The sequence below is a fragment of the Serratia sp. BNK-10 genome (genome assembly GCF_047456065.1).
In the GTDB taxonomy this organism is placed as follows: domain Bacteria; phylum Pseudomonadota; class Gammaproteobacteria; order Enterobacterales; family Enterobacteriaceae; genus Serratia; species Serratia ureilytica.
This window is the reverse complement of the sequence record NZ_CP179894.1, coordinates 2729287-2746887: the sequence shown is the minus strand read 5'-3', so window position 1 is coordinate 2746887 and position 17601 is coordinate 2729287. Positions and strand designations below refer to the sequence as shown.

At 56.7% G+C, this 17601-nt stretch carries 28 protein-coding genes and 1 riboswitch; of the genes, 15 read left to right on the top strand and 13 right to left on the bottom strand.

The window, feature by feature from the left end:
* Positions 1–64 precede the first annotated feature (64 nt).
* Positions 65–289: a biofilm development regulator YmgB/AriR family protein gene (locus ACMGG9_RS13410; protein WP_033643403.1), complete on the bottom strand. Its 225-nt coding sequence runs from the start codon at positions 287–289 to the stop codon at positions 65–67.
* 121 nt (positions 290–410) lie between these two features.
* Complete coding sequence (locus ACMGG9_RS13405; RefSeq protein WP_004934567.1) at positions 411–602, bottom strand: YebW family protein; 192 nt, start codon at positions 600–602, stop codon at positions 411–413.
* A 226-nt stretch (positions 603–828) separates the two neighbouring features.
* On the opposite strand from ACMGG9_RS13405, the gene lysM reads away from it, so the two are divergent.
* The 5 genes from lysM to ACMGG9_RS13380 all read left to right on the top strand — a co-directional run bounded on the left by lysM (position 829) and on the right by ACMGG9_RS13380 (position 3711).
* Positions 829–1275, top strand: a complete 447-nt coding sequence (gene lysM / locus ACMGG9_RS13400) for a peptidoglycan-binding protein LysM (protein ID WP_015378169.1) — start codon at positions 829–831, stop codon at positions 1273–1275.
* Positions 1276–1538: 263 nt separating this feature from the next.
* Entirely contained in the window at positions 1539–1694 is a 156-nt protein-coding gene (locus ACMGG9_RS13395) for a hypothetical protein (protein WP_162882310.1), read from the top strand.
* A 23-nt stretch (positions 1695–1717) separates the two neighbouring features.
* Complete coding sequence (locus tag ACMGG9_RS13390) at positions 1718–1882, top strand: hypothetical protein (RefSeq protein WP_162837199.1); 165 nt, start codon at positions 1718–1720, stop codon at positions 1880–1882.
* Positions 1883–1988: 106 nt separating this feature from the next.
* Complete coding sequence (locus ACMGG9_RS13385) at positions 1989–2930, top strand: pirin family protein (RefSeq protein WP_033643401.1); 942 nt, start codon at positions 1989–1991, stop codon at positions 2928–2930.
* A gap of 427 nt (positions 2931–3357) precedes the next feature.
* Positions 3358–3711 carry a DUF1304 domain-containing protein gene (locus tag ACMGG9_RS13380; RefSeq protein ID WP_046687262.1) on the top strand — a complete coding sequence of 118 codons (354 nt, stop codon included), beginning with the start codon at positions 3358–3360 and terminating at the stop codon, positions 3709–3711.
* Between the two features lie 25 nt (positions 3712–3736).
* On the opposite strand, the gene ACMGG9_RS13375 is transcribed toward ACMGG9_RS13380, so the two are convergent.
* Both ACMGG9_RS13375 and ACMGG9_RS13370 read right to left on the bottom strand, forming a co-directional pair.
* Positions 3737–4123 (bottom strand): helix-turn-helix domain-containing protein, encoded by a 387-nt coding sequence (locus ACMGG9_RS13375; RefSeq protein ID WP_004927697.1) that lies wholly within the window; start codon positions 4121–4123, stop codon positions 3737–3739.
* Positions 4124–4567: 444 nt separating this feature from the next.
* Positions 4568–4780, bottom strand: coding sequence for a YccJ family protein (locus ACMGG9_RS13370; protein ID WP_004927694.1), 213 nt, complete (start codon positions 4778–4780; stop codon positions 4568–4570).
* 188 nt (positions 4781–4968) lie between these two features.
* Here ACMGG9_RS13370 and ACMGG9_RS13365 point away from each other — a divergent pair, with 188 nt between their 5' ends.
* Positions 4969–5208 (top strand): DUF2766 family protein, encoded by a 240-nt coding sequence (locus tag ACMGG9_RS13365; protein WP_033643399.1) that lies wholly within the window; start codon positions 4969–4971, stop codon positions 5206–5208.
* Between the two features lie 40 nt (positions 5209–5248).
* Here ACMGG9_RS13365 and ACMGG9_RS13360 read toward each other — a convergent pair whose 3' ends face one another.
* Positions 5249–5482: a YobH family protein gene (locus ACMGG9_RS13360; RefSeq protein ID WP_033643398.1), complete on the bottom strand. Its 234-nt coding sequence runs from the start codon at positions 5480–5482 to the stop codon at positions 5249–5251.
* A 161-nt stretch (positions 5483–5643) separates the two neighbouring features.
* On the opposite strand from ACMGG9_RS13360, the gene ACMGG9_RS13355 reads away from it, so the two are divergent.
* Entirely contained in the window at positions 5644–5802 is a 159-nt protein-coding gene (locus tag ACMGG9_RS13355; protein WP_004927688.1) for a PhoP/PhoQ regulator MgrB, read from the top strand.
* Between the two features lie 81 nt (positions 5803–5883).
* The gene (locus ACMGG9_RS13350; protein WP_033643394.1) at positions 5884–6159 is read left to right on the top strand and encodes a YebO family protein; all 276 of its coding nucleotides are present in this window, start codon (positions 5884–5886) and stop codon (positions 6157–6159) included.
* A 38-nt stretch (positions 6160–6197) separates the two neighbouring features.
* Here the strand turns inward: ACMGG9_RS13350 and fos are convergent, their stop codons facing one another.
* The gene (gene fos / locus ACMGG9_RS13345) at positions 6198–6605 is read right to left on the bottom strand and encodes a fosfomycin resistance glutathione transferase (RefSeq protein WP_033643393.1); all 408 of its coding nucleotides are present in this window, start codon (positions 6603–6605) and stop codon (positions 6198–6200) included.
* 169 nt (positions 6606–6774) lie between these two features.
* On the opposite strand from fos, the gene ACMGG9_RS13340 reads away from it, so the two are divergent.
* The 3 genes from ACMGG9_RS13340 to ACMGG9_RS13330 all read left to right on the top strand — a co-directional run bounded on the left by ACMGG9_RS13340 (position 6775) and on the right by ACMGG9_RS13330 (position 8926).
* Positions 6775–7077, top strand: coding sequence for a phage protein NinX family protein (locus ACMGG9_RS13340; protein WP_033643391.1), 303 nt, complete (start codon positions 6775–6777; stop codon positions 7075–7077).
* Between the two features lie 75 nt (positions 7078–7152).
* Positions 7153–7389: a DUF4060 family protein gene (locus ACMGG9_RS13335; RefSeq protein WP_025303167.1), complete on the top strand. Its 237-nt coding sequence runs from the start codon at positions 7153–7155 to the stop codon at positions 7387–7389.
* Positions 7390–7564: 175 nt separating this feature from the next.
* A complete protein-coding gene (locus ACMGG9_RS13330; protein ID WP_072627486.1) occupies positions 7565–8926 on the top strand; it encodes an amino acid permease in 1362 nt (453 codons plus the stop codon).
* A 40-nt stretch (positions 8927–8966) separates the two neighbouring features.
* Here the strand turns inward: ACMGG9_RS13330 and ACMGG9_RS13325 are convergent, their stop codons facing one another.
* Positions 8967–9257 carry a hypothetical protein gene (locus ACMGG9_RS13325; RefSeq protein ID WP_033643389.1) on the bottom strand — a complete coding sequence of 97 codons (291 nt, stop codon included), beginning with the start codon at positions 9255–9257 and terminating at the stop codon, positions 8967–8969.
* A 221-nt stretch (positions 9258–9478) separates the two neighbouring features.
* On the opposite strand from ACMGG9_RS13325, the gene ACMGG9_RS13320 reads away from it, so the two are divergent.
* The 3 genes from ACMGG9_RS13320 (at position 9479) to cspE (ending at position 11566) form a co-directional block, all read left to right on the top strand.
* On the top strand, positions 9479–10516 hold the full coding sequence (locus ACMGG9_RS13320) for an MBL fold metallo-hydrolase (RefSeq protein WP_414161477.1): 1038 nt from the start codon (positions 9479–9481) through the stop codon (positions 10514–10516).
* A 682-nt stretch (positions 10517–11198) separates the two neighbouring features.
* A complete protein-coding gene (locus tag ACMGG9_RS13315) occupies positions 11199–11315 on the top strand; it encodes a DUF2627 domain-containing protein (protein ID WP_002211058.1) in 117 nt (38 codons plus the stop codon).
* A gap of 41 nt (positions 11316–11356) precedes the next feature.
* Positions 11357–11566, top strand: a complete 210-nt coding sequence (gene cspE, locus ACMGG9_RS13310; RefSeq protein ID WP_002221949.1) for a transcription antiterminator/RNA stability regulator CspE — start codon at positions 11357–11359, stop codon at positions 11564–11566.
* 52 nt (positions 11567–11618) lie between these two features.
* On the opposite strand, the gene pgeF is transcribed toward cspE, so the two are convergent.
* Positions 11619–12335: a peptidoglycan editing factor PgeF gene (pgeF, locus tag ACMGG9_RS13305; protein ID WP_033650929.1), complete on the bottom strand. Its 717-nt coding sequence runs from the start codon at positions 12333–12335 to the stop codon at positions 11619–11621.
* A gap of 161 nt (positions 12336–12496) precedes the next feature.
* Here pgeF and rlmA point away from each other — a divergent pair, with 161 nt between their 5' ends.
* A complete protein-coding gene (rlmA, locus tag ACMGG9_RS13300; RefSeq protein ID WP_414161476.1) occupies positions 12497–13315 on the top strand; it encodes a 23S rRNA (guanine(745)-N(1))-methyltransferase in 819 nt (272 codons plus the stop codon).
* Positions 13316–13377: 62 nt separating this feature from the next.
* Here rlmA and mntP read toward each other — a convergent pair whose 3' ends face one another.
* From mntP to manX, 5 genes are all read right to left on the bottom strand, one after another.
* Positions 13378–13947: a manganese efflux pump MntP gene (gene mntP / locus ACMGG9_RS13295; protein ID WP_025159822.1), complete on the bottom strand. Its 570-nt coding sequence runs from the start codon at positions 13945–13947 to the stop codon at positions 13378–13380.
* A gap of 7 nt (positions 13948–13954) precedes the next feature.
* Positions 13955–14141, bottom strand: a riboswitch (yybP-ykoY riboswitch).
* Between the two features lie 218 nt (positions 14142–14359).
* On the bottom strand, positions 14360–14818 hold the full coding sequence (locus tag ACMGG9_RS13290) for a DUF986 family protein (protein ID WP_414161475.1): 459 nt from the start codon (positions 14816–14818) through the stop codon (positions 14360–14362).
* A gap of 54 nt (positions 14819–14872) precedes the next feature.
* Positions 14873–15715 (bottom strand): PTS mannose transporter subunit IID, encoded by an 843-nt coding sequence (locus tag ACMGG9_RS13285; RefSeq protein ID WP_033634889.1) that lies wholly within the window; start codon positions 15713–15715, stop codon positions 14873–14875.
* Positions 15716–15730: 15 nt separating this feature from the next.
* Positions 15731–16531 (bottom strand): PTS mannose/fructose/sorbose transporter subunit IIC, encoded by an 801-nt coding sequence (locus ACMGG9_RS13280; RefSeq protein WP_033634888.1) that lies wholly within the window; start codon positions 16529–16531, stop codon positions 15731–15733.
* Positions 16532–16587: 56 nt separating this feature from the next.
* Positions 16588–17547, bottom strand: a complete 960-nt coding sequence (gene manX / locus ACMGG9_RS13275) for a PTS mannose transporter subunit IIAB (protein WP_033650931.1) — start codon at positions 17545–17547, stop codon at positions 16588–16590.
* Positions 17548–17601 lie beyond the last annotated feature (54 nt).

Sequence of the window (17601 nt, the reverse complement as noted above, 5' to 3'; positions counted from 1 at the left end):
TCATCCTGTGTCGGGATCGGTAATCAGGCAGGGCGCAAGCCCTGCCTTCGTTTGTATCGCGCGCTCAGCCTTTTGGCGCCAACCCCACCAGCTCGATGGCCGAACGCAGCGCGGCAAACCGCTGCTGATCCTGCTCTCGCTCTATCTCTGTCACCAGCTGCGAAAGAATATTGCCGCCGGATACCTTTTTATGGTTTTTGATTAACTGCAACACTGCGTCGCCTAACGCCAGACTGACGTTGCGCAGCAGAATTTCATATTGCTCGTTGGAATGAGCCGATGCTGACATGACCTTTCTCTGTCTTTCTTCTTCGGGAGCCGCAATTTAGCAAAACAGCGGCCTTGTGCCTCGGAGGAAGATGCAGTTTCCGATGAAATCAGAAATTCCTCAGCATCAGGCGGGGAGGGGATCAAAAATCCGAGTATTCGCTGGCCGGCAACCAGAAGCCGTCAATAAATTCTTCCATGGGATAACAGCCGGCGTGACGCAGGTTCTGTTCCTTCATCGCCACCAGGCATTGCGGTTCGTCGCGCAATATGTCCACCACCATTTCACTGCAGCCGCCATCCAGATAACAGACAAACATCACCAATGCGTACATCTTGCAGCCTCCTTCGTCGAGCCGCCTTGTCTGCAACAGTGTAGGTAAAAAAGCGCGATTTTTCAGCATCATTGCGCGATAAAACGCCAATGAGGCGCCGCAGACGGCACTTTCGGAATTCTCCAGCCGTTTCTGGGGGCGAGAGCGGATGGCAGATCCTTTTGACGATGCTAAGCTTAACAAGCCTTACATCAACGCATTAGTGCAACCATCAAAAGGAGTGAATATGGGCTTGTTTAACTTTGTCAAAGAAGCGGGCGAAAAACTGTGGGACACAGTCACCGGCAATGCCTCCGCCGAAGATCAAAGCGCCAAACTCAAGGAGCATCTCGATAAGAGCGGCCTGCCGGGCACCGACAAAGTCAATGTGCAGGTGGTCGATGGGAAAGCGGTGGTGACCGGCGATGCCGTCAGCCAGGAGCTGAAAGAGAAGATTCTGGTGGCGATTGGCAACGTAGCGGGCATCAGCGGTGTGGAAGACAAGGTGGCGGTAGCGCAATCCGACGCCGAGAGCCGCTTCTATACCGTGAAGAAGGGCGATACGCTGAGCGCAATCTCCAAAGAGATGTACGGTAACGCCAATCTCTACAACAAAATTTTCGAAGCCAACAAGCCGATGCTGTCGAGCCCGGACAAGATCTATCCGGGACAGGTGCTGCGTATCCCGCAATAACGCCTCTGTCTCCCCTGGCCCGGCGATGTGCCGGGCTTTTTTTTGCCTCCGCTATAAGCATCTCTTATTTCCCTTCCCTCTAAATAAAAGTTACACATACCGTGTGCCTGCGCTCGCCGGCCCGCGGCGGCGGTGTTGACCCTGGGGGGGAAAGTTGGTAGCGTCATGGCCCGGTTGCGGACTGAGCAGCCGAAGGGGGATTTCGCTCCCCCATTCTGAGGGGGTGTCTTGCCCCATCAAACAGCAATGCAGCAGTTGAACGAGTGAAAGCCGATTTAGTGAAACAGCAGCGTAACGCCTTGACGGATAAAAACTACAGAGAAACCTTGGGTGATGCGCAATTTGCGATCGTCGTTTTGGCGATTGCGTCCTGCTCACTGATCATTTTTACGTTGGCGGTCACGCTGTGGCTGACCTGACGTCATTAACTAGGGGAGAGAAAATGGAGCCCAATCTCCACGATGAAACCAAACTGTTGGCGATTATCGGCCTGTTGGTTTCTGTACTGCTGGTCGTGTCGATTCTCTTCGGAGTGACTTATTTCTCCGATCTCAGGCATGCCCACGACGATATCGATATTAAAAGCTGCTACATCAAAACACCTTAATCCGCGTGAGCGCGGCTGAGCGTCGTCGCTCTCCAGGGGGCGTTGTCCTGTGCTAAGCTGGGGCGATTATCCTTGGCGAATCGGCGCCATTCAGGAGGTCTTTGCGATGAGTCAGTCACGTCCTACGCGCTTTTCACCCTCACGCGAGTGCCCTGTCGTTGACGGCGCGCGCCAGATCCAGCGCATTGCCGTGCGCAATGCTGAAGTGGGCGGCATTCCTATCAACCGCGCGTTGCCAACCCGGGAGCGGCGCACCGTCGGCGCCTGGTGTTTTCTCGATCACGCCGGCCCGACGGTATTCAACGGCACCGCGCCCGGCATGGACGTAGGGCCGCATCCGCACACCGGTCTGCAAACCTTTACCTGGATGATCGAGGGTGAGGTGCTGCACCGCGATAGCCTCGGCAGCGAACAGTTGATCCGTCCGGGGCAGGTCAATCTGATGACCGCAGGGCACGGCATCGCGCATACGGAACAGTCGGTGGGCGAGGACCGACGACTGCACGCCGCACAATTGTGGATTGCGTTGCCGGCCGAATATGCCGACATGGCGCCGCGATTCGATCATTATCCCGATTTGCCGCAGTGGCGGAATAACGGCGTGAATCACCGTTTGCTGGTCGGGGAATTTGGCGCTTATCGTTCACCGGTGTTTACTCTTTCGCCATTAATCGCCATTGATATGGAATGGCAAGAGGCGGCGACGGCGCAATTGCCGCTGCGCGATGATTATGAAATCGGCTTTTTGCCCCTGATTGGTGCATTTGAACTTAATGGTGAAACATTTTCACCTGACGCATTCGCCTATTTAGGCATGGGTAATAACTCTATTGAGTTAAATGCAGAGAAGGGCAGCCGAGGATTATTAATCGGTGGAGCGCCGTTAAATGAAGAGATCCTTATCTGGTGGAACTTCGTTGGCCATACCAAAGCGGAAATTATTCAGGCTCAGCGCGATTGGGAGCAGGAAACGGATCGTTTTCCGGCGGTCAGCGGTTATTCCGGTGAGCGCATGGCCGCGCCACGCCTGCCGTGGAGCGAAGTTTGATAGCGTTAGGATATAATCGCCGAGATTATTCGACTTATTTCGCTCTAATAACGCGCAATAAATGTGATCGCGGCTCCAGCTTCACGACAATATAAAGTTTCTCAACGAAATAGTGATCTGACGCATATAATGATAAACGGAAGAAGATTAGGATAATCCTCAGGAAGTCAGGTTGTCTCCCGTTAGTCTGATGTCAGTGAGGTCATTATGAGCCAAGTTCTTTATCGTGCAAGACTGTCCCATGTCGTGGTTGCCACGGCGCTGTTTTGGGTCTCTGTCGCGGCATTGTTGGTTGCCGTATTACACTAACCTCAAAAAATGACTCCTGCATAAACCCGCTTCGGCGGGTTTTTTTATCTTGGATAGTGAGCGATATTCACCCATCACTTATACTTGACGGCATTCCCATTCCGCTATTTGGATAATCATGAAGCTCATTGCCGACATTGTTCTGCTGCTTATCGCGGCGCTCCACCTTTATATCCTGGTATTGGAAATGTTCCTGTGGCGCGCGCCGATCGGCAGGCGAGCATTCGGGACGACGGCGGAGTTCGCCGCAGCCACGCGGGTCTTGGCCGCCAACCAGGGGCTGTATAACGGTTTTCTGGCGCTGGGCCTGGTATGGGGCTATTGGCGTGAAGATGTGGCGCTGCAGCTGTTCTTTCTCGGCTGCGTGCTGGCGGCCGGCGTGTTCGGCGGGCTGACCGCCAGCCGCAAGATCCTGTGGGTGCAGGCGTTGCCGGCCGCGATCGCGCTGCTGGCGGTCTGGGGCGCGCGTTAACCCGCCGGTTGACGGCGGGCGAAAATCAGGCGGATTTTTGGTGAATGACGTGCAGCGGCGGATCGATGTGCAGATCGACGCTCAGATCCTGGCGGAAATCGTAAGGCGTGATATTAAAACGCTTTCTGAACATGTAGGTGAAGTGGGACTGTGAGCCGAAGCCAAAGTCCAGGGCGATATCGAAAATCGACGCTTCACTGCTGCGCAGTTGATAGACCGCGCCGGCCAGACGGCGTTCACGAATGTATTTGCCCAGCGAAATCCCTGTCGCTTCTTTGAACAGCTTCTGCATGTGCCACAGCGAGTAGCCGGAGTACTCGGCCAGCTCTTCGAGATGGATCACTCGTCCGAGGTGAGTTTCGACCCATTTGCTGAGGGCGCAGACCAATGAGAGATGGTGTTCTTGTATCATCAGTGCGTCAGTGTGAGATCTACATAGCGGTGAAGTATACACAACTTGCCGCCGCGGACAAAAAACGCCGCCGATGACGGGGCATGATTCGGAAAAACCGTTGAACCGCCGCTTGTCAGCCGAAAGGAAAAACGGCTAATCTGAGACTGTCGCCGCCGCGGTGGGTGACGCGGAGCAGACCGCAGCAAGAACCGCCAAAACAGAGTCAGCCGTAACAACTCAACGTTGATGGGGTGATCGCATGTTAATGACAGTGATTATTACTCTGGTTGTAATCGTGGGCGTCGGCGCTTTTATGGCGACGCCGGTGATGAGCATGAAAAATGCGGAAGGTGTGGGAGGTGAAGAACCGTGAGAGCAAGCAGAGATGCACGCCGCTGAGCGGGGTGAGCGCTAATCGGGAAAGCCTGGGCCAGAAACCCGGGCTTTTTGTTGCCTGGCGGCTTAAACGTTTTTACGCTCGACGGTTTCCTCTCCCCAATAAAGCTGGTCGGCGGTGGTTTTGGCAAAAGCCTTTTCCAGCGCTTCATCGCTGCCTTCTTCCCAGATCTTCTGCGCCAACACTTCATCGTTCCCTGCCAGTTCAAAAATAGCTTCGGCAATTTCCACCGAAGTTTCACGCACTGTTGCCCAGGATTTCACATTGTGATTCGCCATAACTATCTCCTGTTGGTTGTGGCTTAGGTTACGGATGTTTTTATCACCGTCATGCTGCAAGTATAGGCTAATCTGCCGCGGGCTTTTGCCCGGCGGTGCGCAGAATGGGGAAAAAGGCGGGGAGGGCGGGCAATGGCGCAGGCGACATGCTATTCTGTGCGGCGTTTGAATCAAGAGGGAAAGTTATTATGTCTGACATGCTGAGCAACGAGCAGGAATTGGCTTCCGATCTGGTCGCTTGCCAACTGGTCATTAAACAGATTCTGGACGTTATCGACGTGATTGCGCCGACCGAAGTGCGCGACAAGATGGCAGGCCAGCTCAAAAGCATCGATTTCTCCACGCATCCCGCCGGCGCCGATCCGGTGACCCGCAGAGCGATTGACAAGGCGATTGCGCTGATCGAGTTGAAGTTTACCCGCGATTGAGGCGGAGCCGCCGCAGAGCGGCGGCGTCGGGCGGTGGCGGTTAATCCACCACCGTTTCGATTTTCTTGAACAGCGGGCAGTCGGTCACGCCGATGAAACCGTTGTCGCCATTGACGTACTGGGCGATCGCCACGTTGCGCGCCGTCAGGTATTTGCACTGCAATCCCAATCCGCCGACGTTCTTGTTGCTGCCGATCAGCACGCCGTAGCCCGAGATCAAAAAGCCGCCGTAAATGACCGCCAATACCAGTACCCACTTAATCAGTCTGCTCATTGCGTTTCCTCGTTATCCCTGAGGGTTCATCTAGCCACGGCGCCAGCGCGAGGGCAAGGGTAACAGTCTGAAAACCGGACGATAGCCAGAAATCTAAACGACAAGTTAAACTTCGTTTAACTTTGCTGTGATAACATGCGCGATAGACCATCCTGATAACAATGAGGCTGCTAAATTTGTTGCGAAAAAAAATCCTCGTGATAATGACGGCCGTCGCTGCCTGCCTGTTTTTCTACCTGTTGGCGCTGGACAGTTATTGCGACGATGGTGGAAATTTTGCGCTGGGCATCTGTTCGGTGACGCGCTTCGTACCCTGGTAAGCAATTTTTGGCAGGGATGTTCGCCCGGCCGCCGCGAGTGTTAAGATGGCGGCCTGAATTTCGCAGTAGATAGGGTTGTCCATGTACGATTTAGGTTTTGGCCAGAACGGCCTGTTGTCGTTGGCTCTCGCCGCCGTGGCGTTGCTGGTGGGGCTCTGGGTTTGGTTCCTGGTGAACCGCGCCAGCGTGCGCGCCAACGAGCAGATTCGCCTGCTGCAGGAAATTGCCGAGCAGCAACGTCAACAAACGGCGCTGTTGAAGCGTTTGGCGCACAGCGCTCGCGCCGACGGCGGCGATGCTGATGACGACGATCTCAGCCCCGCGCTGGATTTTAAAGGTTTTATCCCCGAACGTTGAACACCTTGCTCCGGCCGGCGCTGCGCCGCCGGGGCGCTTCAGTAAAATACCATGCCCTGATACGGTTTTTCCCGGCATGCCGCCAGGCGGCTGGCCAGATCGCCGGCATGGATCTCCAACTGATGCCCATCAGGATCGAGAAAATAGAGCGACTCGCCCTCGCTGCGATTGCTTTTCCACTCTTCTGCGCCGCTCTGGCGCAGCCGCTCGCTGACCCGTTCAATGTGTTCCGGCGCGACGCTGAAGGCGTAATGGGTGTAATCACGCGCCCGTGGTTGCGTGCGGGCCTCATCCAATGACAGGCACAGCCACAACGCCCCCAACGACAGATAGGCGCCGCCTTGCCAGCGGGCGTGAGGGGTAAACCCCAACAGATGACGGTAAAAATCGAAGCTGCGATCGAGATCGCTGACGGCGAGCGTCAGGTGGTTGAGGCCGGTCAACATGCGTGCGTTTCCTGGGCGCTAAACAGACGAAAAGTGTACGCAGAAGGGGAGAAAAGTTAAAGGGGGCGAAACATTAGTGCAGATAATGTGAAAACCGGCGACGCTGTCATAAAACTGTCTTACAGACATCGTAATGTAGCGCGAACCTTACAAAAGATGGATAAAGCCGATGATTAAATGGTACGAAGAAAGCGATGCCGAAGTGAACCGCAGCATTGCGCTGCTGACCGGGGAGAACCCGGACAAGTGGTATCCCTACGGCGGCGTGAAAGGTAAAGATTACTGCAAGAATCCCTCCGACGCCTGGCCGATCATTTGCGCCAACAAAATCAGTCTGAACCCCGACAACCACAGCGACAGCCCACAGTGGCAGGCGCGCATGAGCACCCAGGGCGGTGAATGGCAGGCCGACAGCGCCAGCCCGCTGCGCGCGGCGATGATCTGTTTTCTGATGAGCCGACAGGCTAACTGATTCGCAAAAATACCGGTGATTGGTAAGAGTTTCTCCTTTTTCTAATAACAGAGCTGTCGTTGGCGGAGGCTGTTTATGAAGCGCATTATCAAAGGTGATAAAAACTTGTCTCATCTGGTGATTGCCCATGCGGCGATCGATCGTCATGCCGAAAGCTTCGGCCAGCGCCGTCAGGGCTGGCCCTCGACCTATCTGATAAAATATCAAAACGATCGCGTGGCGGTGGAAGTGGTTACGCGTCGCCAATCTTATGTCGCCACGCTGATGATCGGCGCGCGCAACCTGACCAAACTGTGCGGTATGCCTGGCTGAACGCCGACGTTACCCGCTCTCCCTCGGTTAAAAAATCGCGCTCCGGTCTGCCGTCTCGGGGCGCTACTCCTTGATGCTCACGGGGTTAAGTGTTAAAAAGCCGCCCGCAGATACATTTATTGATTGGTGAAATCTTGGCCGATAACGGCAAGGAGGTACGCCATATGAGGATAAGATGGGCGGTCAGCATCAGGATACCCCGCTAAAACGCGGATTAAAAAACAGACACATACAGCTTATTGCCCTCGGGGGCGCCATCGGCACCGGTTTATTTCTCGGCATTGCGCAAACCATTAAAATGGCCGGCCCCGCCGTGCTGTTGGGCTACGCCATCGGCGGTTTTATCGCGTTTTTGATCATGCGCCAGCTGGGCGAAATGGTGGTGGAGGAGCCGGTCGCCGGATCTTTCAGTCACTTTGCCTATAAATATTGGGGTGATTTCGCCGGTTTCCTTTCCGGCTGGAACTACTGGGCGATGTTCATTCTGGTCGGCATGGCGGAATTGACCGCCGTCGGCATCTACATTCAGTACTGGTGGCCAGAGATCCCCACCTGGGCGTCCGCCGCGCTGTTCTTTGTGTTGATCAATCTGATCAACCTGGTGAACGTGCGCCTGTACGGCGAAACCGAGTTTTGGTTCGCCATCATCAAGGTGGTGGCGATTGTCGGCATGATCGTGTTTGGCGCCTGGCTGTTGGCCAGCGGCAACGGCGGGCCACAGGCCAGCATCACCAACCTGTGGCAGCAGGGTGGTTTTATGCCGCACGGCTTCTCGGGGCTGGTGATGGCGATGGCGGTGATCATGTTCTCGTTCGGCGGGCTGGAGATGGTGGGCATCACCGCGGCGGAAGCCGCCGATCCGCGTCGCAGCATTCCTAAAGCGACCAATCAGGTGGTGTACCGCATTCTGATTTTCTATATCGGTTCGCTGACCGTACTGCTCTCGCTTTATCCGTGGGGGCAAGTGGTGGAGGGCGGCAGCCCGTTCGTGCTGATCTTCCATGCGCTGAACAGCAATCTGGTGGCGACGGTGCTCAACGTGGTGGTGCTGACCGCCGCATTGTCGGTCTACAACAGCGGCGTTTACGCCAACAGCCGCATGTTGTTCGGGCTGGCCAGCCAGGGTAATGCGCCGAAAGCGCTGACGCGCGTCAACAAGCGCGGCGTGCCGGTGCTGTCCATCGCGCTGTCGGCGCTGATTACCTCGATCGGCGTGCTGATCAACTATCTGATGCCCGGCAAGGCGTTTGAGCTGCTGATGGCGTTAGTGGTATCCACCCTGGTGATCAACTGGGTGATGATCTGCCTGGCGCACCTGAAATTCCGTGCGGCGAAGAACCGTCAGGGCGTCATTCCGAGCTTTAAGGCGCTGTGGTATCCGTTCGGCAACTATCTGTGCCTGGCGTTCCTCGGCCTGATTTTAGTGATCATGTATTTCAGCGAAGGGATCCGCATTTCGGTGCTGTTGATGCCGGTGTGGATTGCAGTGCTGTGGGGCGGGTTCATGCTGACGCGCCGCAAAGGCGCCAAGCGTTAATCTGCGCGCGGAGGCGTATTGCGCCTCCGCGCTCTTTTCGTCAGCTGCGCGGCATAAAGGCGCGCCCCTCACCGTCACCCCGTCCCAGCAGTTTCCGGCACAGCAGCAGCAGGGTGCTGATGACGTCGATGGTCACCACGCTGAGCATCAGCAGGGTCAGCATGAAGAACCCGAGCAGCGAACCGCCAAGCAGCACCAGCGGTGCAGGCACGCGCACGCGGCGCAGCTTCATGGCGAAATACATTTTCCAGTATTGCTTCTGCGCCAGCAGCGCGCTGCGAATACGGCGCCCCAGGCCTGCGCCTGATTTGCGGGATGTCGAACGACTCATAACTTCTCCTTTTCTGTATGCCCTACAAGTCAATCACAAAGTTCTTAAGAGAGTCTTAACGGGCTCTTGGCGGCCCTGGCTGTCTCACCGAAGTGAGACAACAGCATACGGCAAAAGCTCCCTCAATGCAGCGCACGGCTGACGAAGTGCGAGCTTCATCGGGTTTGTTACACTGAAAGTCATGCCCGTGCAGGGCGCTGAGGGTCGGGAGAAGACGCTGGATGAAAAGAATCAACCGTTATTACGACGCGGCCAAGGCGCATCACACGCCGGAGGGATTTCGCAACCCGGAACCTTCGCGGCGTCAGGAGGGGGATCTTCAACGTTGGCAAGATGAGCGCAAGCGCCAGGGGTTGCCCAAGCCGCCGCAGCAGGGCTACGCGCAATTTACCGAACGCTGGTGGCAGCCGGCCGATCTCAGCGGCAGTGGCGACAGCGTCTGGTGGTTGGGGCATGCCTCGATGCTGCTGCGGTTGAGCGGGCGCTATATCCTGATCGATCCGGCGTTGTCCGAACGCGCATCGCCGCTGAGCTTTTACGGCCCGAAGCGCAGAACGCCGCCGCCGCTGACGGTGGAGCAACTGCCGGCGGTGGATGCGGTGCTGATCTCCCATAACCATTATGATCACCTTGACAGGCGCACGGTGCGGCAATTGGCGCGGCGTTTCCCTCAGGCCGAGTTCATCGTGCCGCTCGGCTTGAAGCGCTGGTTCCGCCGTTATCGGCTGAAGGTGCATGAGCTGGACTGGTGGCAGAGTCTGCCGTTGGGCGAGCTGACGGTCTACGCCACGCCGGCGCGGCACTGGAGCATGCGCACGCTGTGGGATCGCAATCGCTCGCTGTGGTGCGGCTGGGTGATCCACCATCCGGCGCTGCGGTTTTATTTTTCCGGCGACAGCGGCTATTCGGAACGGTTGGCGGAGATCGGTCAACGGCTGGGGCCGTTCGACGTGGCGGCGCTGCCCATCGGCGCCTATGCGCCGCGCTGGTTTATGCAGGAGCAGCATATGGATCCGCAGCAGTCGGTGACGCTGTACCGTCAACTGAATCAGCCGCGCGCCATTCCCATTCATTGGGGGGTGTTCGAATTGGCGGATGAATCGCTGGACGAGCCGCCGCAGCAGTTGAACCTGGCGTTGAGTGAAGCGGGGCTGGAGCAGCATCGATTCCATCCGCTGAAGATTGGCGAGCGCATCGCGTTGCAGGACTCACCGTCTGCGTTACCTCATCACCACCCGGCGGCGCTGCGGGATGAATAAAACCAACGGTTTGAAAGCGCGGCTGTAATTAGCCGAATTGATAAGCGCGGGTGGTGATTCAAATAACCCCCTTGTTTTCAGGATTTAATTCAACGTTGAACTTTCGTTATTGATAAGACTATTCCGGCTATTGAGGTTAATGATATTCGGATTATTTATGATGAACCCACCGGCAAGCGGGAGAGGTGCCGGCGCTTTGCATGTTTATGCATCCGTTGTGCAGGGCGGATGCGTCACCACTGGCCCGTGCGCCGTGCTCGCCCGCGCCGTTTGGCGGCAGGGCTGAAAGCCGATGATGAATGGGCTTTCCGGCGGTAAATGGTCGGAGGAGCGATGAATAAATTGGCCCCCGTTCATCGATATTCAAATGTTGCATATCAAATTCCATAAAGATTCAAATTTTTTAACGCTATAAGCGGCAAAAAAGCGGAAATGATGAGGCAGATAGGCGTCAATACGATGAAAGTTTTGTTAAAACGCCAGCAGAATGCGGGGTCTGGCGCAGTGATTTTGGCAAGCAGAAAATAGCCGGTGCTTCAACATCTTTTGGCCTATTTAAGCAAATGTGGCTCTCGACCGTTTCAAATATGTGCGACATGTCGTTCAGTGATTAAAAATGGCTTGCCATCGCATACAGAGTATGTGATAACGCATCTGGGTAAAACGAGGTACAGTTCTGTATATGTGTGGCATTTTCAGTAAAGAAGTTCTGAGTAAAGACGTTAGCGTTGAATACCGCTTCTCTGCCGATCCTTATCTTAGTGCCTCAAGCAGTAACGACTCTAGTTTGTCTATGTAACGCCTACGGGCGGTTTAAACAATCCAAAGGAAATACTCAAGATGGCAAAGATCAAAGGTCAAGTTAAGTGGTTCAACGAGTCTAAAGGTTTCGGTTTCATCACCCCGGCTGACGGCAGCAAAGACGTGTTCGTACACTTCTCTGCAATCCAGGGTAACGGCTTCAAAACCCTGGCTGAAGGCCAGAACGTTGAGTTCGAAATCCAAGATGGCCAGAAAGGCCCATCTGCAGTAAACGTTACTGCTATCTAATCAGCGTCAGCTGTACAAAAAGCCCGCCTTCGCGCGGGCTTTTTCGTTTCCGTCATTCGGCGACGATGACGATGCCGGCGTACTGGTTGCGGCCTTTAATGCCCGGATGCGTCGGATCCTGCGCGCGCCGATGGCTGTTGCGGCGATAGCTGGTGTATTTGAAGCGCTGCGGCCGCTGCGGATCGACGTCCGGCGTGCAGATAGTGCAACTGCCTGAGCGGTCAACGGCGGCGAAGCCGAGCGTCGTCAGCTTGTATTCGGCGATCGCGGCCAGATCCAGATGCCGATAGTGCGGGCTGATCAGCGTAGCGGGCAGCGGCAGACGCTGTTTAAAGTTTTCCACCAGCGCTTCGTCAACTTCGTAACAGCACGGGCCGGCGGCGGGGCCGATGGAGGCCACCCAATCGGCGGTGTCGCCGTCCTGGCGAATGCGGGCCGCCATCTGTTCCAGAATACCGTCCAGCAACCCGCGCCAGCCGGCGTGCACCGCCGCGATGGCACCGCCGTCACGACGGCTGAACAGCACCGGCAGGCAATCCGCCGTCAGCACGCTGAGCAGAATGCCGGGCTGGCGCGTGTAGAAGCCATCGGCCTCACCGCACGCCTGCGCCGGTTGCAGCACATCGACGATGCGGGTGCCATGCACCTGCTTCTTTTCCGGCAATGTGGCGCTGTAGGGCAGCAAATGCCCCGGCAGCAGCGCGAGTTTGCTGCCGAAGCCGTGCTGAATGTGGGGCACCGCATCGAGCAGCGCGGAACGATCGCTCATAAATTATTTTCACCTGCGTGAGAAAACAGACTCTCAGTGTAGCCAGCTTTTTCCCCGCTTGGCCAGGTGTTGTTGGCGATGAAAGCGAGCGGGGATGCGCCTTGCATCAAACCGGCACCTTCTTTAGACTAGCCGCGCCCTGTCTCTCTGGAAGCCCATTCATGTCTTATCAATGTCCCCTGTGTCATCAGCCGCTGCATTTTTCATCTCAACAATGGCGTTGCGACGGCAATCATCAGTTCGATCAGGCCAAAGAGGGCTACGTCAATCTGCTGCCGGTACAGCACAAGCGATCGAAACAGCCGGGAGACAGCGCGGAAATGATGCAGGCGCGGCGCGCGTTTCTCGACGGTGGATATTATCAGCCGTTGCAAGCGCAGGTGGCCGAGTGGCTGGATGTGGCGCTGGCGGCCGATGCTGGCGCGTTATTGGACATAGGCTGTGGGGAAGGGTATTACACCGCCGCCGTGGCCTCACGGCTGGCCCAGGGGCGCAATATGGCGGTCTACGGGTTGGACGTCGCGAAGGTGGCGATCCGCTATGCCGCCAAACGTTATCCGGCGGTCTCGTTCTGCGTCGCCTCCAGCCACCGCTTGCCGTTCGCCGACGGGGCGCTGGATGCGGTCTTGCGCATCTACGCCCCTTGCAAGGCGCAGGAGCTGGCGCGGGTGGTGAAGCCGGGCGGCGTGGTAGTGACGGTTTCGCCGGGCCCGCGTCATCTGTACCAGCTGAAAGAGCGGGTGTACCCGCAGGTGCAGCTGCATGCCGAACAGGACGAACAGTTCGATGGGTTCGACTGCGAGCGCAAAGAGGCGCTGGCCTATACGATGACCTTGCCGGGCGCGCAGGCCGCCAACCTGCTGCAGATGACGCCGTTCGCCTGGCGCGCCACGCCGGAAGTGCAACAGCGGTTGGCCGAGGGCGGGGAGTTTGTGTGCGAGACGGATTTCGTCCTGGCGCTGTACCGACGTCACGCTTAAAAGGCGCGGCGTCCAGAAACAAAAAAACCTGCCGCGGCAGGTTTTTTTGCAGTTCGGTCGCCTCAGGCCAGGTAGCCGAGGTGTTCCAGCAGGATGTTGACGCCGATACCTATCAGCACCACGCCGCCGAGGATCTCGGCGCGTTTGCCGAGCAGCGGGCCGATAAAGCGGCCGATCATCATGCCCAGCGTCGCCATGATCATGGTGGCACAGCCGATGGCCATCGCGGTGTGCACGATATTCACCTGCAAGAAGGCCAGGCCGACGCCGATCGCCATGGCGTCGAGGCTGGTGGCGATGGCGGTGGCGACCAATAACCAGAAACCATGGCGTTTGACCTTCTCTTCTTCGTCGGGCCTGTTGCGCACCCCTTCGACGATCATGCGCATGCCGAGAATGAACAGCAGCGAGAAGGCGACCCAGTGGTCCCATTCCATGATGTATTGGCTGGCGAACAGGCCGATGGCCCAACCGATGAGCGGGGTGATCGCTTCCACCACGCCGAAGATCAGGCCGGTGCGGATCGCTTCGCGAAAACGGGGTTGATGCAGGCTGGCGCCTTTGCCGATCGAAGCAGCGAAAGCATCCATGGACATGCCGAAAGCGAGAATAAGCGTTGCTGAAAGGTTCATGTGAAATAGCCTCGGCCGGGTGGCTCCATATACACGTAACCCACCCCCAACCAAACGACGGAGTTACGTGTCTATGGTCTCGCCAACCTTACCTGGCTGCCCGCACCACGTTTCATACGGTGAAACGAGTATGTTGATACGGGCGTTTCTGGTTTTTATTCTCCAGAAACCGGCTACTCCCCAATGACGGCGCAACCATACCATATTATTTCAGCCATCGACAACCTTATTCTTTGGCAATATTGGCTCTTAATTGAGACTCGTTTTCATTAATCTGAGTTCATGGGGGAATATAATGTAGCCGGGGGTAACAATATTGCGGAAATAATAGTCAGAAAAGAAATGGCGCTGCCGATTAATTGTCCACAAGCAGCGCGGGTTTTGAGCGATAACGGAATGGATTTATTTTTATTTATTGATTATCAAAGAAAAAGTGATAAATCTTCTCCAGGTCGTCCAGGTGAGTTACCTGAACCAACAGCCGGCGCTGTTCCAGGTCGATGGCCAGAATGCCATCTTCCGATAAATTCATGGCTTTAATGCGGTTATATTCGACAAACACATTGGCGAAGAAAAAACCGTGCGCTTTAAACACCATCTTGGGCGAGCGAATATAAGCGATATAGATGGCGAGCAGCGCCAAAGAAATAAGCAGGTAAGTGGTTAATGCCGCGCCGTTGGTGGTGACGTTGCGGTAAATCAGAATGGCGATAAGGCCGACGAAAATCAGGCTGTCGAGCCGGTTGCGGCGTTTGAGCGGCACTTTGAGCCGCGTTTTGCCTTTCAGCAGATCCATGCCGAATTCGTCATACAGCGAATACAGCAACAGCAGGGCGATGAACAGCATCAGTACGGCGTCGGTCAGTGACATCTCTTGCTCCACACATAAAAAAGCCGGGGGTTGCCCCCCGGCCGTTCCGAACGATTACAGGCCCAGCAGGCCAATCCAATAGCCAAAGATACCGATGACGAAGAAGCCGATGATGATCCACAGCGCGTTGACTTTCTTGCGCAGCAGCCACATGCAGGCGAAGGTCAGCAGCAGCGGCACCAGGCCCGGCATCAGCTGGTCGAGGATAGTCTGCACCGTGGTGACGTTGGTATGCCCGGTCTGGTCGGTTATCTTGGACACTACCAACGGGATATTCACGTGCGTCCACTTGTTGACCAGCGCCCCCATCACAAACAGGCCGAGAATGGACGCTCCTTCCGTCAGTTTTTGCAGGAAGCCGCCGCCCATGTCGTTGACGATATCCACCCCTTTACGGTAACCGTAGGCCACGCCGTAGTAGCGGGTCAGCAGGCGCACCAGGTTGAACAGCACGAAGAACAGGATCGGTCCGAGCAGGCTGCCGCTCATGGCGATGCCGGCGCCGAGCGCGGCGAACACCGGCCGCACGGTGCCCCAGAAAATCGGGTCACCGACGCCTGCCAACGGCCCCATCAAACCGACCTTGATGCCGTTGATCGCGCCGTCGTCGATCGGCGCGCCGTTGGCGCGTTGCTCTTCCATCGCCATGGTCACGCCGAGCACCGGCGCCGCCACGTAAGGGTGCGTGTTGAAGAACTCGAGATGGCGTTTGATCGCCTGTTTGCGATCGTCATTGTTTTCCGGATACAGGCGACGGATCACCGGCACCATCGAGAAGCAAAAACCCAGCGCCTGCATGCGTTCGAAGTTCCATGACCCCTGGAACAGGTTAGAGCGCAGGAATACGCCGCGAATGTCGGCCGGCGTGAGTTTCTTTTGAGCAGTTGTATCAACCATTTCTCTCACCTATTCCTAGTCGAGTTCGTTATCGAGATCGTTCGCGTTAGCCGGGCCGGCCTGGACAACCTGAGATTTGTTGTATTTCGGGCTGAGCTGGATATACAGCACGGCCATCACCACGCCGATGACGCCGAGCGCCACCAGGTTGAAGTTGGTGAAGGCGGCGGTAACGAAACCGAGATAGAAGAACGGCATCAGGTAGCCGGCGCGCATCATGTTAATCACCATTGCGTAACCGACCACGACGATCATGCCGCCGGCGATGTTCAGGCCGCTGGTGACCACTTCCGGAATCGAGTTGAGCAGGGCGTGTACCCCGGCGGTGCCGACCGAGATGGCGACGATGACCGCAGGGATGGCGATACGCATCGCCTGCAGCAGCAGGGCGCCGATATGGATCCAGGTGATGGCGCGCAGGCTGCCGCGCTCCGCCGCGCTGTCCGCCGCGTGCTGGAAGGCCACGGTGAGGGTACGCACGATGATGGTCAGCACCTGGCCGGCCGCCGCCAGCGGAATGGCCAGCGCGATACCGGCGCCGACGCTCTGCCCACCGGCGATGACCAGAATGGTCGAGATGATGGACGCCAGAGCGGCATCCGGCGCGACCGCCGCACCGATGTTCATCCAGCCGAGGGCGATCATTTCCAGCGTACCGCCGATGATGATGCCGGTTTTCATGTCGCCGAGGATGAAGCCGATCAGGGTACAGGCGACCAGCGGGCGGTGGAACTGGAACTCGTCGAGGACGGAACCCATCCCGGCGATACAGGCAACGATAAATATCAGCACAATCTGAAGAGTGGTGATCTCCATTGCACTTCTCCTATGACCAAAAAAGCTCTGAGTAAAATAATCAGCGGCTGGCGCCACTAATTGAGTTTGTTAATCAGGTCCATCATTTTTAGCCGGCTGTCGGACGAGACCTTACGCACCTCCAGCTCGATACCGCGGTCGTTCAGCTTCTTAAACGCTTCGATATCTTTTTCATCGACGGAAACGGCGTTGTTCACCTGGGTTTTCCCCTGACGGAACGCCATGCCGCCGATATTGACGGATTTAATCTCCACGCCGCCTTCCACCAGACGCCAAACGTCGGTCGGGTTGGTGAATAACAGCATCACGCGATCGTTGGCGTATTTCGGGTTGTTCCAGACGCGGATGGCCTTCGCCACGTCCACCACGTGAGCGGTGACGCCCGGCGGGGCAACCTGGGTCAACAAGGTCTTGCGCACATGGTCGGCGGCGACCTCATCGCTGACGACGATGATGCGGCTGACGTTGGTCTCTTTGGTCCAGCGGGTGGCGACCTGGCCGTGGATTAAGCGATCGTCGATACGCGCCAGGCCGATTTTCATGTGATCGTTCGGCCCCAACGGCGCCTGAGGAGCAGCGGCTTTCGGGGCGGGTGCTGCGGGTTTTGCGGGTTCTTCTTGCGGTTTTTTCAGCGCTTTCACGCCTTCACGGCCGGTTTCCAACGCCAGCGCCACCAGTTCATCGAAAGCGGGGTTATCGTCCCGAGCCATGAAGGTTTCCACCAGCATCGGAATGTTGACCCCGGTGACGACCTCATAGTTTTCTTTATCGACCGCAATGCGGCTGGCGGCGTTGAACGGGCTGCCGCCCCAGGTATCCACCAGGAACAGCACGCCGCCGCTGGTATCCAATCCACTGATTTTTTCGTTGTACTTGACGATTAACGTTTCGGCATTCTCACCGGGAACGAAGTCTATAAAGGCGACGTTGTCCTGCTCGCCCAATAGCATCTCCGCCGTTTTCAGCAGTTGTTCCGCTGCAGCCCCGTGTGTGCCGATGATAATAGCTATTGCCACTCGCTACCTCCTCGTTGAACTCCAGACGCGGTTTGTGTCGTTTCTCCGCGCCGT